An 18,895-nucleotide genomic window follows, 5' to 3' on the forward strand; every position below is an offset into this window, starting at 1 on the left:
TGGTATTTTTTTTTGGTGGGGGCGGGGGGTGGGGGGTGTTGCGTTGGCGGGCCGTTCCCCCCTGGTTTCGTTAAAATTTGGGGGTTGGGGGATTGCGGGGTATGTGGCCAGCACTCCAATACATTTCTACAACCCTTGTCCTATAAGGTCTACAACCTAACCACCCGCCCTCCCCCAAGCCACTGCTTTTCAGCAACTGTGCCGATTTCGTCATCCCCCCTGCAGAAAACCATCAAGAACCGCCGCCCCGTTCGGTCCACTCTATGCCCCACGCAAGCCGCCCCAAGTCCTACAAGAGCGCGGCCAAAAGCCGCATCTCGTGACATCAGACCTGCCTATCCAATAACCAACAAAAAGGCGCAACCATGTCAGGCAAATTCAAGAAACAGTTGTCATTGCTGGACCTCACCTTCATCGGCCTCGGCGCCATCTTCGGCTCCGGCTGGCTGTTCGCCGCCAGCCACGTTTCCGCCATCGCCGGCCCGGCCGGCATCCTGTCCTGGTTCCTCGGCGGCTTCGCCGTGCTGTTGCTGGGCATCGTCTACTGCGAGCTGGGCGCGGCCCTGCCGCGTGCCGGGGGCGTGGTGCGCTACCCGGTGTATTCGCACGGCCCGCTGCTCGGTTACCTGATGGGCTTCATCACCCTGATCGCCTTTTCCAGCCTGATCGCCATCGAGGTGGTCGCCTCACGCCAGTACGCCGCCGCCTGGTTCCCTGGGCTGACCAAGGCTGGCTCCAGCGACCCCAGCGTGCTCGGCTGGCTGGTGCAGTTCGCCCTGCTGGGGCTGTTCTTCCTGCTCAACTACCGCAGCGTGAAGACCTTCGCCAAGGCCAACAACCTGGTCAGTGTGTTCAAGTTCATCGTGCCGCTGCTGGTGATCGGCGTGCTGTTCACTTTCTTCAAGCCGGAAAACTTCGAGGTCCAGGGCTTTGCGCCGTTCGGCCTGTCCGGCGTCGAAATGGCGGTGTCGGCCGGCGGCATCATCTTCGCCTACCTGGGCCTGACGCCGATCATTTCGGTGGCCAGCGAAGTGAAGAACCCGCAACGCACCATCCCGATTGCGCTGATCCTCTCGGTGCTGCTGTCCACTGCCATCTATGCCCTGCTGCAACTGGCGTTCCTCGGCAGCGTACCGACCGAAATGCTGAGCAACGGCTGGGCCGCGGTGACCAAGGAACTGGCCCTGCCCTACCGTGATATCGCCCTGACCCTGGGTGTCGGCTGGCTGGCCTACCTGGTGGTGGCCGACGCGGTGATCTCGCCCAGCGGCTGCGGCAACATCTACATGAACGCCACCCCGCGCGTGGTCTATGGCTGGGCGCAGACCGGCACCTTCTTCAAGTACTTCACCCGCATCGATGCAGAATCCGGCATCCCGCGCCCGGCGCTGTGGCTGACCTTTGCCCTGTCGGTGTTCTGGACCCTGCCCTTCCCGTCCTGGGAAGCGCTGATCAACGTGGTCTCCGCCGCCCTGGTGCTGAGCTATGCCGTGGCCCCGGTCACCGTCGCCGCCCTGCGCCGCAATGCCCCCGACATGCCTCGCCCGTTCCGGGTCAAGGGCATGGGCGTGCTCGGCCCGCTGTCGTTCATCATCGCCGCGCTGATCGTGTACTGGTCCGGCTGGAACACCGTGTCGTGGCTGCTGGCCCTGCAGATCGTGATGTTCGTGCTGTACCTGTTGTGCGCCCGCTTCGTACCGACCGAGCACCTGTCGCTGGCCCAGCAAGTGCGCTCGTCGGCGTGGCTGATCGGCTTCTACGCGGTGACCATCCTGCTGTCGTGGCTGGGCAGCTTCGGTGGCCTGGGCGTGCTCGGCCATCCGTTCGACACCGTGGTCGTGGCCGCCAGTGCGCTGGCCATCTACTACTGGGGCGCAGCCACCGGCGTGCCTGCCCACCTGGTACGCCTGGAAGGCGACGATGAAAGCGAAGCCCCCGTGGACAGTTACCCCGGCCGCCCCGCCGTCGCGTCCTGACCCCTCTACCCAATGGACAAGCCCATGAAACAGATTCACGTGATCGACTCGCATACCGGCGGCGAACCGACCCGCCTGGTGATGAAAGGCTTCCCGCCGCTGCACGGGCGCAGCATGGCCGAGCAGCGCGACGAACTGCGCGAGCTGCACGACCAGTGGCGCCGCGCCTGCCTGCTGGAGCCGCGCGGCAACGATGTGCTGGTCGGTGCGCTGTACTGCCCGCCCGTTTCGGCCGATGCCACCTGCGGGGTGATCTTCTTCAACAACGCCGGTTACCTGAACATGTGCGGCCACGGCACCATCGGCCTGATCGCCTCGCTGCAGCACCTGGGGCTGATCGCACCGGGCGTGCACAAGATCGACACGCCGGTCGGCCAGGTCAGCGCCACCCTGCATGCAGACGGCGCCGTCACCGTCGGCAACGTGCCGTCCTACCGCTATCGCCAGCAAGTGGCGGTGGACGTGCCCGGGCATGGCCTGGTGCGCGGTGACATCGCCTGGGGGGGCAACTGGTTCTTCCTCGTGTCCGAGCACGGCCAGCGTATCGAGTTGGACAACCGTGAGGCGTTGACCGAGTACACCTGGGCGATGCTCAAGGCCCTCGAAGCCCAGGGCATCACCGGTGAGCACGGCGCCGCCATCGACCATGTCGAGCTGTTCGCCGACGACGCCAACGCCGACAGCCGCAACTTCGTGATGTGCCCCGGCAAGGCCTACGACCGCTCGCCGTGCGGTACCGGCACCAGTGCCAAGCTGGCTTGCCTGGCGGCCGACGGCAAGCTCGCAGAAGGCCAGACCTGGGTGCAGGCCAGCATTACCGGCAGCCAGTTCCATGGCCGCTACGAGCGCGACGGCGAGCGCATTCGCCCGTTCATTACCGGCCGCGCCTGCATGACCGCCGACAGCACCCTGCTGATCGACGAACAGGATCCATTCGCCTGGGGCATCTGACCTCGGCTTTGCCAACGACTGAATATCGCCAGGAGTGACAACAATGACTGACAACATCTTCACCGGCACCATGCCTGCCCTGATGACCCCGTGTACCGCCCAGCGCCAGCCGGACTTCGACGCCCTGGTGCGCAAGGGCCGCGAACTGGTCGAGGCCGGCATGAGCGCCGTGGTGTACTGCGGCTCGATGGGTGACTGGCCGCTGCTGACCGAGGCCGAGCGCCAGGAAGGCGTGGCACGCCTGGTGGCCGCCGGCATCCCGACCATCGTCGGCACCGGCGCGGTGAACACCCGGGAAGCCGTGGCCCATGCCGCGCATGCGGCCAAGGTCGGCGCCGCCGGCCTGATGGTCATCCCCCGGGTGCTCAGCCGCGGGGCTTCGCTGATTGCCCAGAAGCACCACTTCTCGGCGATTCTCGCCGCAGCGCCGAAGCTGCCGGCGGTGATCTACAACAGCCCCTACTACGGCTTCGCCACCCGCGCCGACCTGTTCTTCGAACTGCGCCGCGAGTTCCCCAACCTGATCGGTTTCAAGGAGTTCGGCGGTGGCGCCGACCTGCGCTACGCCGCCGAGCACATCACCTCCAAGGATGACGCCGTGACCCTGATGGTCGGTGTCGACACCCAGGTGGTGCATGGCTTCGTCAATTGCAACGCCACCGGCGCCATTACCGGCATCGGCAACGCCCTGCCACGGGAAGTGCTGCAGCTGGTGAGCCTGAGCAAGCAGGCGGCCAAGGGCGACGCCAAGGCCCGCCGCCTGGCCCGCGAACTGGAAGCGGCGCTGGCGGTGCTGTCATCGTTCGATGAGGGCTGCGACCTGGTGCTGTATTACAAGCACCTGATGGTGCTGAACGGCGACAGCGAGTACCGCCTGCACTTCAACGAAACCGACGTACTGACCGACGCCCAGCGCAACTATGCCGAGCAGCAGTACGCGCTGTTCCGCAGCTGGTATGCCAGCTGGTCGGCCGAGCAGAACATCGCCTGAACTCAAGCCGAACCGCAGTCCCCTGTGGGAGCGGGTTCACCCGCGAACACCGGCGAAGCCGGTGCCAGGCACCGAGTCGCCTGCTTCGCGGGTAAACCCGCTCCCACACGGCCTGCGTGCTATTCAAATCTGCTATCCAAAGGAGGCTCCATGACCCTCACAGGCAACCTGCTGATCGGCCAGACGCCGGTAACCGGCAGCCGCGAAGCCATCCGTGCCATCGACCCGGCCACCGGCCAGGCGCTGGAGCCGGCCTACCTCGGCGGCACCGGCGAACACGTTGCCCAGGCCTGCGCCCTGGCCTGGGCGGCGCTCGACGCCTACCGCGAAACTTCGCTCGAACAACGGGCACAATTCCTCGAAACCATCGCCACGCAGATCGAAGCCCTCGGCGACACCCTGGTCGACCGCGCCGTGGCCGAAACCGGCCTGCCCAAGGCGCGCATCCTGGGCGAGCGTGGCCGCACCTGCACCCAGCTACGCACCTTCGCCCGTGTGGTGCGGGCCGGCGAATGGCTGGACGTGCGGGTCGACAACGCCCAGCCCGCACGCCAGCCCCTGCCCCGCGCCGACCTGCGCCAGCGCCAGGTGGCGCTGGGCCCGGTGGCGGTGTTCGGCGCCAGCAATTTCCCCCTGGCCTTCTCGGTGGCCGGCGGCGACACCGCCTCGGCCTTGGCTGCCGGTTGCCCGGTGGTGGTCAAGGCGCATGGCGCCCACCCGGGCACCAGCGAGCTGGTCGGCCAGGCAGTGGCGCAAGCGGTAAAACTCTGCGGCCTGCCAGCCGGCGTGTTCTCGCTGTTGTACGGCGCTGGCCGCGAGGTGGGCATTGCGCTGGTCAGCGACCCGCGTATCAAGGCCGTCGGCTTTACCGGTTCGCGCAGCGGCGGCATTGCCCTGTGCCAGGCGGCCCAGGCCCGCCCGGAGCCGATCCCGGTGTACGCCGAAATGAGCTCGATCAACCCGGTATTCTTGTTCGACGCCGCCCTGCAGGCCCGCGCCGAGGCACTCGCGCAAGGTTTCGTCGCTTCGCTGACCCAGGGCGCCGGCCAGTTCTGTACCAACCCAGGCCTGGTGATCGCCCGCCAGGGGCCGGCATTGCAGCGTTTCATCGACGCCGCCAGCGAACACGTGCGCCAGGCTGCGGCGCAGACCATGCTTACCCCGGGCATCTTCAGTGCCTACCAGGCCGGTGTCGGCGCCTTGGCCAGCAACGCCAATGCCCAGGTCGCCGCCACCGGCCAGGCCGGCCAAGGCCCCAACCAGTGCCAGGCGCAGCTGTTCGTCACCCAGGCCGAAGCGTTCCTCACCGACCCGGGCTTGCAGGCCGAAGTGTTCGGCGCGGCGTCACTGGTAGTGGCCTGCGCCAACGACCAGCAGGTCCGCCAGCTGGCCGAACACCTGGAAGGCCAGCTGACCGCCACGCTGCACCTCGACGACGCCGACATCGACAGCGCCCGCGCCCTGCTGCCGACGCTTGAACGCAAGGCCGGGCGCATCCTGGTCAACGGTTGGCCGACCGGCGTCGAAGTCTGCGATGCGATGGTGCACGGCGGGCCGTTCCCGGCCACCTCCGATGCCCGCAGCACCTCGGTGGGCACCGCGGCGATCCTGCGTTTCCTGCGCCCGGTGTGCTACCAGGACTTCCCCGACGCCCTGCTGCCGCAGGCCTTGCAGCACGGCAACCCGCTGCAACTGCGGCGCCTGCTCGACGGTAAACGGGAAGGCTGAGCATGCTTGAAACCGCTGAAACCGATATCGCCGTGGTCGGCGCCGGCATCGTCGGCGTTGCCTGCGCCCTGCAACTGGCCCGCCAGGGCCGCCGGGTAACGCTGATCGACCGCCAGGCCCCCGGCCAGGGCGCGTCCTACGGCAACGCCGGGCACCTGGCCACCGAGCAGGTGTTCCCGATTGCCGACCTGTCGATCATCAAACGCCTGCCGCGCATGCTGCTGGACCCGATGGGCCCGCTGCGCCTGGACTGGAAGTACCTGCCCAAGGCCATGCCCTGGTTCACCCGGCTGTTGCTCAACCTGCGGCCGATGCCGTTCCAGCGCAGTGTGGCCGGCATTCGCAGGCTGAACGAAGAGAGCCTCGGCGCATGGCAGCGGCTGTTGGGCTCGATCGGGCGCAGCGAGCTGTTCCAGGCCGATGGCTCGCTGCTGGTGTTCGAGCGGCCCGAGTCGCGCCAGGCGTTGGAGGCCTTGCGCGCACGCATGCAACAGCAGGCGGTGGCGGTCGACCTGTGGTCGGCCGACCAGGTGCGTGCGGCGGCGCCGCAGCTGAGCCCGGCGCTGCTGGGCGGGCTGTTCTTCCCGCGCACCGGGCATTTCATCGACCCCTACCGGGTGGTGTGCGAACTGTTCGAAGCGGCCCAGGCCAGCGGCGTGCGCTTCGTCCGGGCGCAGGTTAATGACGGCCGGTTGCACGGCAACGGGGTCCGCCTGGCCAGCGACCAGGGCCCGCTCGATGCACGCCAGGTGCTGATCAGTTGTGGCGCGCATTCTGCGTGCTTGACCACCGCGCTGACCGGCAAGCAGGTGCCACTGGACACCGAGCGCGGCTACCACCTGATGTTGCCTGACGAGCATCAGCGTTTGCCGTTTGCAGTCACATCGCTTGAGCGCAAGTTCATCATGACGCCCATGGCCGCGGGCTTGCGCCTGGCCGGCACGGTGGAGTTCGCCGGGCTGGACGCGCCGCCGAGCATGCAGCGGGCGTGGCAGTTGCATCGCTTGAGCAAGGGCTTGTTCCAGCGGGAATTGAGTGTGGACGGCGCAACGCCATGGATGGGCATGCGGCCTTCGTTGCCGGACTCGCTGCCGGTGATTGATCGGGTGTGTGATGGGCGGGTGCTGTTGGCGTTCGGGCATCAGCACCTGGGGCTGACCCAGGCGGCGGTGACGGCGGAATGGGTGGGGCGGTTGGCTGACCAGACCGGTGGCATGGAGATGGCGGCTTACCGGTTGGATCGGTTTTAGCTTCGGGGGCCGCTGTGCGGCCCATTCGCCGGCAAGCCAGCTCCCACAGGTGCAGCGTCATACGCATTTCCCTGTGGGAGCGGGCAAGCCCGCGAAGGAGGCGACGCGGTGGATGGCACCGGCTGCGCCGGTGTTCGCGGCCACGGCCGCTCCCACAGGGATCGCGCCAGCTGTTAGAAATTGACCAAGACAGTTGCTCCCACCTAGACCCCATAGGCCTCAAGCCATATGCAGTACCTGTGGGAGCGGGTTTACCCGCGAATGGGCTGCAAAGCAGCCCCTTTATGCCTCAGCGATAACGCTCGAGCCAGTGCGCATACGGTGCCGGCAGGGTCCAGGAGGCTTTCTCCACCCCCAGCTCCTTGGCCGCGAAGTAAGCCCAGTGCGGGTCGGCCAGGTGTGCACGCCCTACCGACACCAGGTCCAGCTGGTTGGCCTGCAATGCACCTTCCGCCAGTTGCGGGGTACCGAAGCCCCACGCCGAGGTCACCGGCAGTTTCGCCTCACGGCGCACGCGCTCGGCGATCGGCCCCATGAACGCCGGGCCCCACGGGATGTTGGTGTCAGGAATGGTGAAACCGACACTCACACTCAACAGGTCGAGGCCGCCAGCCTTGAAGCGGCGTGCCAGCTCGATCGACTCCACCAGGGTCTGCTCGTCGCGGCCATCGTATTCCAGCACACCGAAACGCGCGGTCAGTGGCAGGTTCTCTGGCCATACCTCACGCACTGCGGCCAGGGTTTCGAGGAGGAAGCGGCTGCGGTTATCAAAGCTGCCACCGTAAGCGTCGGTGCGCTTGTTGGAGTGCTCGGAGAAGAAGCTCTGGCCGAGGTAACCATGGGCAAAGTGCAGCTCGATCCACTCGAAGCCGGCTTCGCGCGCACGGCGTGCGGCATCGACGAAGTCCTGCTTGACCCGGGCGATGTCGTCCAGGGTCATCTCGCGCGGTACTTTCGGCAGGTGTGCACCAAAGGCGATGGCGGACGGGGCGATGGTTTCCCAGCCACGGGCGTCATCGGCGGCAATGTGATCGTCACCTTCCCATGGGCGGTTGGCGCTGGCCTTGCGCCCGGCATGGGCGATCTGGATGCCCGGCACGGAACCGCCGGCCTTGATGGCCTGCACCACGGGCACGAAGGCCTGGGCGTGGGCATCGCTCCAGATACCGGCGCAACCGGGGGTGATGCGCCCTTCCGGTGCCACTGCCGTGGCCTCGACCACCACCAGGCCGGCACCACCACGGGCCAGGCTGGCCAGGTGCACGTGGTGCCAGTCGTTGATCATGCCGTCCTCGGCCATGTACTGGCACATCGGCGGGATGGCGATGCGGTTGCGCAGGGTGACGTCCTTCAGGGTGTACGGTTCGAACAAGGCGGACATGGGCAAGCTCCCAAGCTGATTGATTACGGTAGTTCGATCATAATCGAACTATGGCAATTAATGATAGCCCCGTTATCATGACGACCATGCGAGCCTACCCACACCCCAATCCTGAAGACCTGACCCTGGAACGCCTGCTCTATGCCCTGAGCGACCCGGTGCGCCTGGATATAGTGCGCCGCCTGGCAGGCGTTGCCGAAGCCAGCTGCGGCGAGCTCGACGGCGGCCGGCCGAAGTCGAGCATGTCCCACCATTTCCGCGTGTTGCGTGATGCGGGGCTGGTGCATACCCGCAATGTCGGCACGACCCATATGAATTCGCTGCGCAGCGAGATGCTGGGCGAGCGTTTTCCCGGGTTGCTGGACTGCATTCTGCGGCAGAACTGATTTTTCCTGGGCTGGCCTCTTCGCGCCTTCAAGGCCTGTTCGCCCCCTGTGGGAGCGGGCAAGCCCGCGAAGAGGCCCGAACAGGCAACAAAAAAGCCACGAGGTCACCCCCGTGGCTTTCTTGTCACAACCATGGCCAATTACAGCGCCATGTCATTCTCAGGCTTGCTTTCAACCGCCTGGCTCGGCGCAACGACAGTACCCACGCTGGCGTCGATCACCGGTGGTTTCTCCAGTTGCAGCACTTCAGCGGTGTAGTTCCACTCTTTCTGGGTGGCCGCTGCCGAGTCGTTCAGCTTGGTGCCATAGCTCGGCACGATCTGCTTGATCTTGGCCTGCCACTCAGGGGTCGCGACCTTCTCCTTGAACACGGTTTCCAGCACGTTGAGCATGATCGGTGCAGCGGTCGAAGCACCTGGCGAGGCGCCCAGCAGGCCGGCGATGGTGCGGTCTTCGGAAGCGACCACTTCGGTGCCCAGCTTCAGCACGCCGCCCTTGTCGGCATCACGCTTGATGATCTGCACGCGCTGACCGGCCTGCCACAGGCGCCAGTCTTCCTTCTTGGCGTTCGGGAAGTAGGTGCGCAGGGCTTCGAAGCGGTCGTCGTCAGACAGCATCAGCTGGCCAGCGAGGTACTCCACCAACGGGTACTGGTCGATACCGACCTTGGTCATCGGCCACACGTTGTGGGTGGTGGTGCTGCTCAGCAGGTCCAGGTACGAGCCGTTCTTCAGGAACTTGGTCGAGAAGGTGGCGAATGGGCCAAACAGGATCACCCGTTTGCCGTCCAGCACGCGGGTGTCCAGGTGCGGTACCGACATGGGTGGCGCGCCAGTCGAGGCGATGCCGTAGGCCTTGGCCATGTGCTGCATGGCCACGGTCGGGTTCTCGGTCACCAGGAACGAGCCACCCACCGGGAAGCCTGCGTACTCCTTGGCCTCAGGAATGCCCGACTTCTGCAGCAGCTTCAGCGCGCCGCCGCCAGCGCCGATGAACAGGAACTTGGCGTCGGTGGCCGATTCGCTACCGTCCTTCAGGTTCTTGTATTCGACGTGCCAGGAGCCGTCCTGGTTGCGGGTAATGTCCTGCACTTCGCTGGACAGCTTCAGGTCGAAGTTTTCCTGGGTTTTCAGGTGGCCGACGAACTGGCGGGTGATTTCGCCGAAGTTGACGTCGGTGCCGATCGGCGTCCAGGTCACGGCCAGCTTCTGGTTCGGGTCGCGGCCTTCCATCATCAGCGGGACCCACTTGGCGATCTGCGCGTGGTCCTCGGAGTACTGCATCGGGCGGAACAGCGGGCTGGCCTGCAGCGCCTCGTAACGCTTCTTCAGGAACTTGATGTTGTCATCACCCCAGACGAAGCTCATGTGCGGCGTGGTGTTGATGAACGAGTGCGGGTTCTTCAGCACGCCCTGGCGTACCTGCCAGGACCAGAACTGGCGGGAGATCTGGAAGGCTTCGTTGATTTCGATGGCCTTGCTGATGTTGACGTTGCCGTCTTTGTCTTCCGGGGTGTAGTTCAGCTCGGCCAGCGCAGAGTGGCCGGTACCGGCGTTGTTCCAGCCGTTGGAGCTTTCTTCGGCCACGCCATCCAGGCGCTCGACCATTTCCATCGACCAGCTTGGCTCCAGCTCGTGCAGCCACACGGCCAGGGTGGAGCTCATGATGCCGCCGCCAACCAGCAGCACATCTACTTTCTTGGTTTCTGCGGCGTGCGCCTGCATGCAGCTTGCGGCGACAGCCAGACCCAGCAAGGTCTTGCCAGCTTTCTTGAACATTGATCAATTCCAGTCAGGAGAACGGATGGCGGGCCTGTGGCTGGCCCAGGTGTTCCTTGTTCTTCAGCGCAGGCTTGTTGTTGATCATTGTTCAGCAGCCAGAGAACCAGAAAACGACTCGGCCTTTTGTCGAATTGACCGACTTGGCTGAATCGTTTTTCTGGATTGTAACCGAATTGCCAGCACAAACAAATTGCCGCCCGGCGCGTCAAGACGGCGGTTTGCCCCAGTGGCGGATTGCCGCGCCGGCAAACAAAAACCCCCGGCCATGTGCATGACCGGGGGCCTTGGATCACGCCGCAAGCGTCGCGATCAGGGTACCGCCAAGATTACTGCTGCTGAGGCAGTTTATCGATCGGGCCGCAGCCACCGATGATCTTGGAGATGGAAACCGAAGGGTGGAACAGGTAGTCGTAGCTGCAGTTTTTTGGCTGGTTGTAAACTTGGCCAGTGCAACCCGACAGCAGGGCAACACCCGAAACGACAGCAACGGCTACGGTAGCCTTGAACAGCTTTTTCATACTAAATCCTTTATATGAATCATCTTCGGCCATCATTCTGATGGCGGCGGGATGATACATAACCCGGGCATTGGATCCAAGCTGTTAAGGAAGCGGCTTTGTGTCGTGATGTGCCGTGCAGCGGGCCGCCCTTCCGCGAAAACTCAGAATTATTCCCTTCCGTGTAGGGCATTTCCCAAACATACTGCCAAACCGCTCAAACTGTTGCGACGGATTGGGTCGCGCTCTAGTCTCCGGCTTGTCGTTGCAAAATCAACGGCCGGCTTTGACAGGCCGATTTCCTCTCCGTGTGCGTACAACCGTTATGGCGGCAGTACGTGGGGCACCTCGTGTGCGCCGAGTCTCCGGAGTCCTCGGTCTGTCAACCCGCGTACCGCTGCCACCCTCTTGTTTGACAGCAAGTCCGTAGCAGCTCGACTGACTCTGGAGCTAACTATGCGCAAGATAGTCCCCGATCCACCCCACGCCCTCGACTCCATCCAGGCCCTGCAAGACACCCTGGTCCAATCTTCCGAGTACGCACTCTGCGCCCTGTTCGTGGCGCGCCAGTCCGTACAACTCAAGCCCACCGCCCCGAGTTCGATCGTGATGCAGGCCGTGATCCATGAAATGGAGGCGGTACAGGGGCTGCTCGAGTCGGCATTGATGCAGGTTCAGATGCAGCAACATTTGCCCGCCGAGCCCCGAACCTTGCACTAGCAGGCCTGGCCTCTTCGCGGGCTTGCCCGCTCCCACAGGGTTGATCACTGCCTTGAAGAACTGCACCCATCCCTGTGGGAGCGGGCGCGCCCGCGAAGAGGCCAACCCAGACCACCAAGATCTCAGGAAGATTCCCCATGCCCACCGACAACACCGAAGAACCCACCACAGTCGGCAAGACCTGCTTCTACCAAGGCGAAAACAACACCCACCCACTGTTCCGCATCGAACCCGGAATCCCCTGCCAAGACGCCCGTGAACAGGCATCCGAACTGATGGGCTACGTACGCGACCTGATCATCACCGGCCTGATGGAAGGCGACCAGAAACTGATCTGGGCTTCGCATTACCTGAGTGCGATGGCCAAAGCGCTGCTCGATGATGCCGAGTTGGGGATGATGAAAAAGTAAGACGCCGAAATAGTGAAATGCGCGTTTTTGTCGGGCCCGGATATCGAATCTACTTCGTACGAACGGGCTCTACCCACTACCTGATGCTCTATGGCAGCGATAAAACGGATCAACCCAGAGGCATCAAGCGAGCCAAGGAAATTCTTGATGCAGTACGAGGTAAACAACGATGAGCGACAAATTCACTCCAGAGGACATGCCAATCCTCGAGCTGGACTTGAGCAATACCAAACGGTTCGAGGCTTCCCGGTTTCTAGACAGCCCCGAAACCATCGCGGCTTTCCTGGCAGAAGCAATGAAGTCTAACGACGCCCAAATTCTGATGCATGCCTTGGGCGAAGTGGCAAAAGCCAAAGGTGTAAACCAGTTTGCGCAAGACGCGGGGGTCAATCGCGAATCCCTTTACAAAACTTTGAGGGGGGGCGATAAAACACGCTTCTCCACTATTCAGAAGCTGATGCTGGCCTTGGGGGTTGAGCTAACAGTGAGGCCACTGCAGAAGCTTCCAGCCTCTTGATAGAATCGCCCACCAAACGGGTTGCTGAACTACCTGTTGGCTTAAGAACGAAAAAGCCCCTGGAAACTTTCATTTCCAGGGGCTTCATCTTGTATGGCGGAGAGATAGGGATTTGAACCCTAGGTACTGTTGCCAGTACAACGGATTTCGAATCCGTCCCGTTCGACCACTCCGGCATCTCTCCAATGCCGCGCATCATACCAGCGTTCTTTTAAAACGCAAATCTTTTTTTCAAAAAAATCGCGTGGTATCAGGCGCTTGCGTGAACGTGGCGCTTACAGCGGCACGCCCAGGCGCTTGGCAACTTCTTCGTAGGCTTCGATCACGTCGCCCAGGCCCTGGCGGAAGCGGTCCTTGTCCATCTTCTTGCGGGTCTCTTTGTCCCACAGGCGGCAGCCGTCCGGGCTGAACTCGTCGCCCAGCACGATCTGGCCGTGGAAGACGCCGAACTCCAGCTTGAAGTCGACCAGCAGCAGGCCGGCGTCATCGAACAGCTTGCTCAGCACTTCGTTGACCTTCAGCGACAGCTTCTTCATTTCGACCAGCTGCTCGGCGGTGCCCCAGCCGAACGCGACAACGTGCGATTCGTTGATAAACGGGTCGCCCTTCTCGTCGTTCTTCAGGAACAGCTCGAAAGTGGATGGCTCCAGCTTGATGCCCTCTTCCACGCCCAGGCGCTTGACCAGGCTGCCGGCGGCGTAGTTGCGCACCACGCATTCGACCGGAATCATGTCCAGCTTCTTCACCAGGCACTCGTTGTCGCCCAGCAGCTTGTCGAACTGGGTCGGCACGCCGGCTTCTTCCAGTTTCTGCATGATGAAGGCGTTGAACTTGTTGTTCACCATGCCTTTGCGGTCGAGCTGTTCGATGCGCTTGCCGTCGAACGCCGAAGTGTCGTTACGGAACAGCAGGATCAAGCGGTCGGCGTCGTCGGTCTTGTAAACCGATTTGGCCTTGCCGCGGTAGAGTTCGTCGCGTTTTTCCATGATTGGGCTCCGCTTGCTTGAGGTGTTGGGCTAGGCGATTTCGCGCCAGTCGAGCCCGTGTTCCTGATTCGCCACCTGGAGCCAGTCCGGGTCGCACCCAAGGGTGTCGACGAAGCACTGGCGCGCCAGATGTGGCAGGTTGTTCTTGCTGCTGAGGTGGGCCAGCACCAGGTGTTGCAGGTTGCTCCAGCCCAACTCGTGCACCAGGCGCGCGGCCTGGTGATTGTTCAAATGCCCTTGCATGCCACCCACGCGCCGTTTCAGGAACGCCGGGTAGTGCCCGCGTGCCAGCAGGTCGCGGCAGTGGTTGGCCTCGATCAACAGTGCATCCAGGCCCTGGTAACGTTCCAGCAGCCGCGTGTCGTACGAGCCCAGATCGGTCAGCATGCCGAAGCGCCGCCGGCCATCGCTGACCACGTATTGCAGCGGCTCGTAGGCATCGTGCTCGACCCGCGCCGCCGTCACTTCCAGGCTGCCGATCGGCAGGCTTTCACCACACGCGAGAAAACCGGCCACCTCCACCGGCTTGCGCATGCCGCGCAAGGTCCCTTGGCTGAGGTAGACCGGTACATTGTAGCGCCGTGAGAGCAAGCCGACCCCATGCACGTGGTCGGCATGTTCGTGGGTGACCAGCACCGCACTGAGCTGCGCCGCCGACACCCCGAGCAGCGCCAGGCGCCGCTCGGTCTCGCGCAGGGAAAACCCGCAATCGACCAGGATGAAGGTGTCACCACTGGCGATCAGCGTGCCGTTTCCCTGGCTGCCGCTTCCGAGTACCGCGAAGCGCACTTAACCCAGGTGGTCCTGAATGGCGCTCAGCACGCGGCGGGCGACATCGGCCGGAGCCACGGTGTTGATGTTTTTCTCGACAGTGACCTGCACGCTCTCGCCGACCTTGCTCAGGCGCACCTGATAACGCTCGGCACGCGCTTCACGCTCTTCCTTGGTCGGCTCGCTGCCGAACACACGGCCAAAGAAGCCAGGCTGGTTCTGCTTGTCTTCAGGCTTTTCGGACAGGTTGATGTAGTACAGGCCCAGGCTGCGGTTGATGTCCTCGACACGCCACTCGCCGCCCTGTTCCAGGGCACGGCCCACGCTGGACCAGGCGCGGTCCAGGTCGGCGCCCAGGTACAGCACCGGGTTGCCGCTGCCGTCTTCGCTCAGGCTGACGCGGCTTGGCGCGTCGAAATCGCGCGCGGCCAGCAGCGACACCGAACCGCCCTTCTCGGCGCTACGGTTCATGCTGGCAAGCATTTCGTCGACCAACAGGGCATCGGCGCCGGTGTTGCTGGAGGTGGAAGGGAAATCAGGCTCGGCCGTGCTGCCGGCCGGGCGCTCGACGCTGACCACGTACACCTCGGAGGTGTTGCGCTGCACGCCAGGCTCCATGCGTACCCGCACGCGCACTTCGCTGTCAGCGCTGCTGGCGGTGCTGGCCAGGCGCTGGCCGAGCGATGCCGACAGTTCGTCGAAACGCTGCCAGGTGGTGTTGAATTCGCCAGTCTGCGGGCGCTCTTCGGCGATGCGGAAGCCGTTGTCTTCGAAGAACTGGCGAGCCACCGGCCACACTTCGGCCGGCGAATGCTGGGCCAGTACCCAACGGCTGCTGCCGCTGCGCTGCAGGCTGTAGTCGGTAACCTGGGCGCCACTACCGGTCAACGGTTGCGGGCGCGGCACCTCGTACTCGCCGGTGGCGCTGCCGTCGGCGACGTTACGCGGGATCGGCAGCAGCGGGTCGAGGCGCTTGACGTTGCTGGCGTCCGGCGGCAGCTGCATCGGCGCGGTCGGGTGCGCTTGCAGGTAATCGCTGCCGCGGTCGCGGAAATAGCCATCCTCGCCCCACAGCCAGCCACACCCACTGGTGCTGGAGATGATCAGGGCAAGGGTGGAAAGACCAGCCAGTCGCTTCATGCGGTGTACTTCCTCTTAAACCAGTACGCCGGACTGGCGCAAGGCAGTACGGACTTTTTCGTGGCAGCTTTCGCTCAGCCAGGTCAGCGGCAGGCGAATGCCCTTTTGCATCAGGCCCATTTCGACGAGCGCCCATTTCACCGGGATCGGGTTGGCTTCGCAGAACAGGTCTTTGTGCAGCGGCATGAGTTTTTCGTTGATCGCGCGGGCCTTCTCGGCATTGCCCGCAAGGGCGGCCTCGCACAGATCGGCCATTTCGCGCGGAGCGACGTTGGCGGTGACGGAGATGTTGCCTTTGCCGCCCATCAGGATCAGCTCGACGGCAGTCGGGTCATCGCCGGACAGGACGATGAAGTCGCTGTCGACGCCAGCGAGGATCGCCTTGGCCCGGGCCAGGTCGCCGGTGGCTTCCTTGATACCGATGATGTTGTCGACCTTCGACAGGCGGATCACGGTCTCGGCCTGCATGTCGCAGGAGGTGCGGCCGGGCACGTTGTAGAGGATCTGCGGGATGTCGACGGCTTCGGCAATGTGCTTGAAGTGCTGGTACAGGCCTTCTTGCGTCGGCTTGTTGTAGTACGGCACCACCAGCAGGCAGGCGTCGGCGCCGGCATTCTTGGCGTTTTGGGTCAGGTGCACGGCTTCGGCAGTGGAGTTGGCACCGGTGCCGGCGATGACCGGGATCGGCTTGTTGCTGCGCTTGACGCGCTCGACCACGTGCTTGATGACCAGGATGTGTTCTTCGACATCCAGCGTGGCCGACTCACCGGTGGTGCCGACAGCGACGATCGCGTGGGTGCCGTTTTCCAGGTGGAAGTCTACAAGTTTGTCGAGGCTGCCCCAGTCCACACGCCCTTGTGCATCCATGGGTGTGACCAATGCCACCATACTGCCCGCAATCATGTAACTGCTCCTGCCGGAAAAAGAGAGCGGTAATGGTACTGGGGGCATCGGCCTTGCACAAGCGAAGCAGGCAGGCGGAGCATTCCCCTCGGCGGCTTATTTCGCTACCCTTGATGCTTTGATCGGTGCAGCGCGGCCCGCCGGGCCGTCGACCTTGCTCCCCGCCAGTGTCCACGACCTCGCATGCGAGCCCCGGGCCCTGCCGACAGGAGGCTTTCGCCCGTCCTGCGCCGACCGCTCATCGCTTTAGGAATGCTGCATGTCCACCCCCACCGTCCGCGAACAATTCCTTGTCATCAGCGCCCTGGGCCCCAACCCCATGGAGCTGGCCAACGTCCTCAGCCGCGCTGCCTTCGAAAACCGCTGCGCGGTGGTCACCTCGCGCCTGAGCCGCCACGGCGAGACCAGTGCCCTGGTACTGCAGGTGGGCGGCAGCTGGGACGCCCTGGCGCGCCTCGAAGCCATGCTGCCTGGCCTGGGCAAGAAACACGGCCTGACCCTCGATGTGGTGCGCAGCGCCGACCAGGAAGTGCGCCCGCAGGCCCTGCCCTACGTGGCCTATGTCAGCGCCGCCTACCGCCCGGACATCATCAACGAACTGTGCCAGTTCTTCCTCGACCACCGCGTCGAGCTGGAAGCCATGACCTGCGACACCTACCTGGCGCCGCAAACCGGCAGCAGCATGCTCAACGCCCAGTTCACCGTGATTCTGCCGGCCGGCACCCAGATCAGCTGGCTGCGTGACCAGTTCCTGGACTTTGCCGATGCCCTGAACCTCGATGCGCTGATCGAGCCATGGCGTCCACAGAACCCGATGTAAGGAAACCGACCATGGCTGTAGCACTCGACCAACCCGTCACCGACTTCCAGGCCCAGGCCACCAGCGGGCAGACCGTCAGCCTGGCCGAGCTCAAGGGCCGCCAGGTGGTGGTGTACTTCTACCCGAAGGACAGCACCCCGGGCTGCACCACCGAGGGCCAGGGGTTCCGTGACCAGCATGAAGCCTTTGCCGCCGCCAACACCGTGGTGTTCGGCGTATCGCGCGATGGCATCAAGTCGCACGAGAACTTCAAGGCCAAGCAAGGCTTCCCGTTCGAGCTGATCAGCGACAAGGACGAAGCCCTGTGCCAGCTGTTCGACGTGATCAAGCTGAAAAAGCTGTATGGCAAGGAATACCTGGGCGTTGACCGCAGCACCTTCCTGATCGACAAGGACGGTGTGCTGCGCCAGGAATGGCGTGGGGTGAAGGTGCCGGGGCATGTGGATGCCGTGCTGGCTGCTGCTCAGGCCCTGAACAAAGGTTGAAATGATTGGGGCTGCTTTGCAGCCCTTCGCGGGCCCGCCTGCTCCCACAGGAGTTGTGCAGGGCCTTGTGGGAGCGGGCGTGCCCGCGAAGGGCCGCAAAGCGGCCCCGGTTGCATCAAAGCAGCGGTGAAACGCTAGGCTCATGCCGCGGCCAGGCATCCAGCACCGCCTTGATCAAGGTCGCCAGCGGGATGGCGAAGAAGATCCCCCAGAACCCCCACAGCCCGCCAAACAGCAACACCGCGCAGATGATCGCCACCGGGTGCAGGCTCACTGCCTCGGAGAACAGCAGCGGCACCAGCACGTTACCGTCCAGCGCCTGGATGATCGCGTACACCGTCATCAGGTAGATGAACTGGTCGCCCCAGCCCCACTGGAACAGCGCAATCAAGGTCACCGGCACCGTGACTACCACCGCGCCCACGTAAGGCACCACCACCGACAGCCCGACCAGCAGCGCCAGCAGTGCGGCGTAGTTGAGGCCCAGGCTGATGAACGCGATGTAGGTGGCAATGCCGCAGATCAGGATTTCGATACCCTTGCCGCGAATATAGTTGGCGATCTGCCGGTTCATCTCGCTGCCCACGCGGTTCAGCAGGGTGCGCTGACGCGGCAGGTAACCGCTGACCCAACGGCCGATCAGCTCGCGGTCCTTGAGGAAGAAGAACACCAGAATCGGCACCAGCACCAGGTAGATCATGGCATTCACCAGCAGCGGCAGGCTCGACAACGAGAAGGTCAGCGCCCACTGGCCGAACTTGCCGATTTCCCCGCGCACCGACTCGATGGCATGCAGCACCTGCTCGTCCGACACCAGGTGCGGGTAGCGCTCGGGCAACAGCAACAGCAGCGACTGCCACTTGCCGAGCATGCCCGGCAGCTCGTTGAACAAGGTGATCAGCTGGTGCCACAGCAGCGGCACCAGCACCAGCATGACCACCGCCAGCGCGCCCATGAACAGGGCGAACACCAGCATCACGGCCAGGCGGCTCGGCACCCGCAGGCGCTCCAGGGCATTGACCAGCCCCTGCATCAGAAACGCCAGCACCATGCCGGCCAGCACCGGCGCGAGCATGCCACCCAGGGTGAGTACCGCGGTAAACGCCAGGAACAACAGGACCGCCAGCACCACCGCTTCCTCATCGGAGAAGTAGCGCTGCATCCAGTCGCGAAGCACTTTGAACATGGGTGATCCTTGGAAA

At 63.9% G+C, this 18,895-nt stretch carries 19 protein-coding genes, 1 tRNA gene and 1 pseudogene; 12 read left to right on the forward strand and 9 right to left on the reverse strand.

Annotated elements, in window-relative coordinates; genetic code table 11:
* The first annotated feature begins 365 nt into the window (after positions 1-365).
* The 5 genes from C6A77_RS12115 to C6A77_RS12135 all read left to right on the forward strand — a co-directional run bounded on the left by C6A77_RS12115 (position 366) and on the right by C6A77_RS12135 (position 6,896).
* Complete coding sequence (locus C6A77_RS12115; RefSeq protein WP_114169685.1) at positions 366-1,976, forward strand: APC family permease; 1,611 nt, start codon at positions 366-368, stop codon at positions 1,974-1,976.
* A 24-nt stretch (positions 1,977-2,000) separates the two neighbouring features.
* Positions 2,001-2,927: a 4-hydroxyproline epimerase gene (locus C6A77_RS12120; RefSeq protein WP_114169686.1), complete on the forward strand. Its 927-nt coding sequence runs from the start codon at positions 2,001-2,003 to the stop codon at positions 2,925-2,927.
* Positions 2,928-2,970: 43 nt separating this feature from the next.
* Complete coding sequence (locus C6A77_RS12125) at positions 2,971-3,918, forward strand: dihydrodipicolinate synthase family protein (RefSeq protein WP_114169687.1); 948 nt, start codon at positions 2,971-2,973, stop codon at positions 3,916-3,918.
* A 150-nt stretch (positions 3,919-4,068) separates the two neighbouring features.
* On the forward strand, positions 4,069-5,646 hold the full coding sequence (locus C6A77_RS12130) for an aldehyde dehydrogenase (NADP(+)) (RefSeq protein WP_114169688.1): 1,578 nt from the start codon (positions 4,069-4,071) through the stop codon (positions 5,644-5,646).
* 2 nt (positions 5,647-5,648) lie between these two features.
* Positions 5,649-6,896, forward strand: coding sequence for an FAD-dependent oxidoreductase (locus C6A77_RS12135; RefSeq protein WP_114169689.1), 1,248 nt, complete (start codon positions 5,649-5,651; stop codon positions 6,894-6,896).
* Between the two features lie 289 nt (positions 6,897-7,185).
* Here C6A77_RS12135 and xenA read toward each other — a convergent pair whose 3' ends face one another.
* Positions 7,186-8,277, reverse strand: coding sequence for a xenobiotic reductase XenA (gene xenA, locus C6A77_RS12140; RefSeq protein WP_114169690.1), 1,092 nt, complete (start codon positions 8,275-8,277; stop codon positions 7,186-7,188).
* A gap of 50 nt (positions 8,278-8,327) precedes the next feature.
* Between xenA and C6A77_RS12145 the strand changes: the two genes are divergently transcribed.
* The gene (locus tag C6A77_RS12145) at positions 8,328-8,663 is read left to right on the forward strand and encodes a helix-turn-helix domain-containing protein (protein WP_114169691.1); all 336 of its coding nucleotides are present in this window, start codon (positions 8,328-8,330) and stop codon (positions 8,661-8,663) included.
* 140 nt (positions 8,664-8,803) lie between these two features.
* Here C6A77_RS12145 and mqo read toward each other — a convergent pair whose 3' ends face one another.
* Together mqo and C6A77_RS12155 are read right to left on the reverse strand one after the other, a co-directional pair.
* Positions 8,804-10,441, reverse strand: coding sequence for a malate dehydrogenase (quinone) (gene mqo, locus C6A77_RS12150; RefSeq protein WP_114169692.1), 1,638 nt, complete (start codon positions 10,439-10,441; stop codon positions 8,804-8,806).
* Positions 10,442-10,770: 329 nt separating this feature from the next.
* Positions 10,771-10,962: a YhfL family protein gene (locus tag C6A77_RS12155; protein ID WP_046616491.1), complete on the reverse strand. Its 192-nt coding sequence runs from the start codon at positions 10,960-10,962 to the stop codon at positions 10,771-10,773.
* A 435-nt stretch (positions 10,963-11,397) separates the two neighbouring features.
* Between C6A77_RS12155 and C6A77_RS12160 the strand changes: the two genes are divergently transcribed.
* From C6A77_RS12160 to C6A77_RS12175, 4 genes and pseudogenes are all read left to right on the forward strand, one after another.
* Positions 11,398-11,661 (forward strand): hypothetical protein, encoded by a 264-nt coding sequence (locus tag C6A77_RS12160; protein WP_114169693.1) that lies wholly within the window; start codon positions 11,398-11,400, stop codon positions 11,659-11,661.
* 137 nt (positions 11,662-11,798) lie between these two features.
* Entirely contained in the window at positions 11,799-12,071 is a 273-nt protein-coding gene (locus tag C6A77_RS12165; protein WP_114169694.1) for a DUF3077 domain-containing protein, read from the forward strand.
* A gap of 11 nt (positions 12,072-12,082) precedes the next feature.
* Positions 12,083-12,244: pseudogene (locus C6A77_RS25975) on the forward strand (type II toxin-antitoxin system RelE/ParE family toxin); the annotation flags it as partial.
* Positions 12,241-12,588 carry an addiction module antidote protein gene (locus tag C6A77_RS12175; protein WP_114169695.1) on the forward strand — a complete coding sequence of 116 codons (348 nt, stop codon included), beginning with the start codon at positions 12,241-12,243 and terminating at the stop codon, positions 12,586-12,588. The pseudogene C6A77_RS25975 and the gene C6A77_RS12175, both read left to right, overlap by 4 nt.
* 94 nt (positions 12,589-12,682) lie before the next feature.
* On the opposite strand, the gene C6A77_RS12180 is transcribed toward C6A77_RS12175, so the two are convergent.
* The 5 genes from C6A77_RS12180 to dapA form a co-directional block, all read right to left on the reverse strand.
* Positions 12,683-12,772, reverse strand: a tRNA-Ser gene (locus C6A77_RS12180).
* 91 nt (positions 12,773-12,863) lie between these two features.
* The gene (purC, locus tag C6A77_RS12185) at positions 12,864-13,574 is read right to left on the reverse strand and encodes a phosphoribosylaminoimidazolesuccinocarboxamide synthase (RefSeq protein WP_011535129.1); all 711 of its coding nucleotides are present in this window, start codon (positions 13,572-13,574) and stop codon (positions 12,864-12,866) included.
* Positions 13,575-13,604: 30 nt separating this feature from the next.
* The gene (locus C6A77_RS12190; protein ID WP_114169696.1) at positions 13,605-14,363 is read right to left on the reverse strand and encodes an MBL fold metallo-hydrolase; all 759 of its coding nucleotides are present in this window, start codon (positions 14,361-14,363) and stop codon (positions 13,605-13,607) included.
* Complete coding sequence (gene bamC / locus C6A77_RS12195; protein WP_114169697.1) at positions 14,364-15,485, reverse strand: outer membrane protein assembly factor BamC; 1,122 nt, start codon at positions 15,483-15,485, stop codon at positions 14,364-14,366.
* Between the two features lie 15 nt (positions 15,486-15,500).
* On the reverse strand, positions 15,501-16,388 hold the full coding sequence (gene dapA / locus C6A77_RS12200; RefSeq protein ID WP_114169698.1) for a 4-hydroxy-tetrahydrodipicolinate synthase: 888 nt from the start codon (positions 16,386-16,388) through the stop codon (positions 15,501-15,503).
* Between the two features lie 259 nt (positions 16,389-16,647).
* On the opposite strand from dapA, the gene C6A77_RS12205 reads away from it, so the two are divergent.
* Both C6A77_RS12205 and C6A77_RS12210 read left to right on the forward strand, forming a co-directional pair.
* A complete protein-coding gene (locus C6A77_RS12205) occupies positions 16,648-17,208 on the forward strand; it encodes a glycine cleavage system protein R (protein ID WP_013973793.1) in 561 nt (186 codons plus the stop codon).
* An 11-nt stretch (positions 17,209-17,219) separates the two neighbouring features.
* Positions 17,220-17,693, forward strand: coding sequence for a peroxiredoxin (locus C6A77_RS12210; protein ID WP_114169699.1), 474 nt, complete (start codon positions 17,220-17,222; stop codon positions 17,691-17,693).
* Positions 17,694-17,808: 115 nt separating this feature from the next.
* Here the strand turns inward: C6A77_RS12210 and C6A77_RS12215 are convergent, their stop codons facing one another.
* On the reverse strand, positions 17,809-18,879 hold the full coding sequence (locus C6A77_RS12215) for an AI-2E family transporter (RefSeq protein WP_114169700.1): 1,071 nt from the start codon (positions 18,877-18,879) through the stop codon (positions 17,809-17,811).
* Positions 18,880-18,895: the final 16 nt, after the last annotated feature.

It is taken from the genome of Pseudomonas sp. AFG_SD02_1510_Pfu_092 (genome assembly GCF_003331055.1).
In the GTDB taxonomy this organism is placed as follows: domain Bacteria; phylum Pseudomonadota; class Gammaproteobacteria; order Pseudomonadales; family Pseudomonadaceae; genus Aquipseudomonas.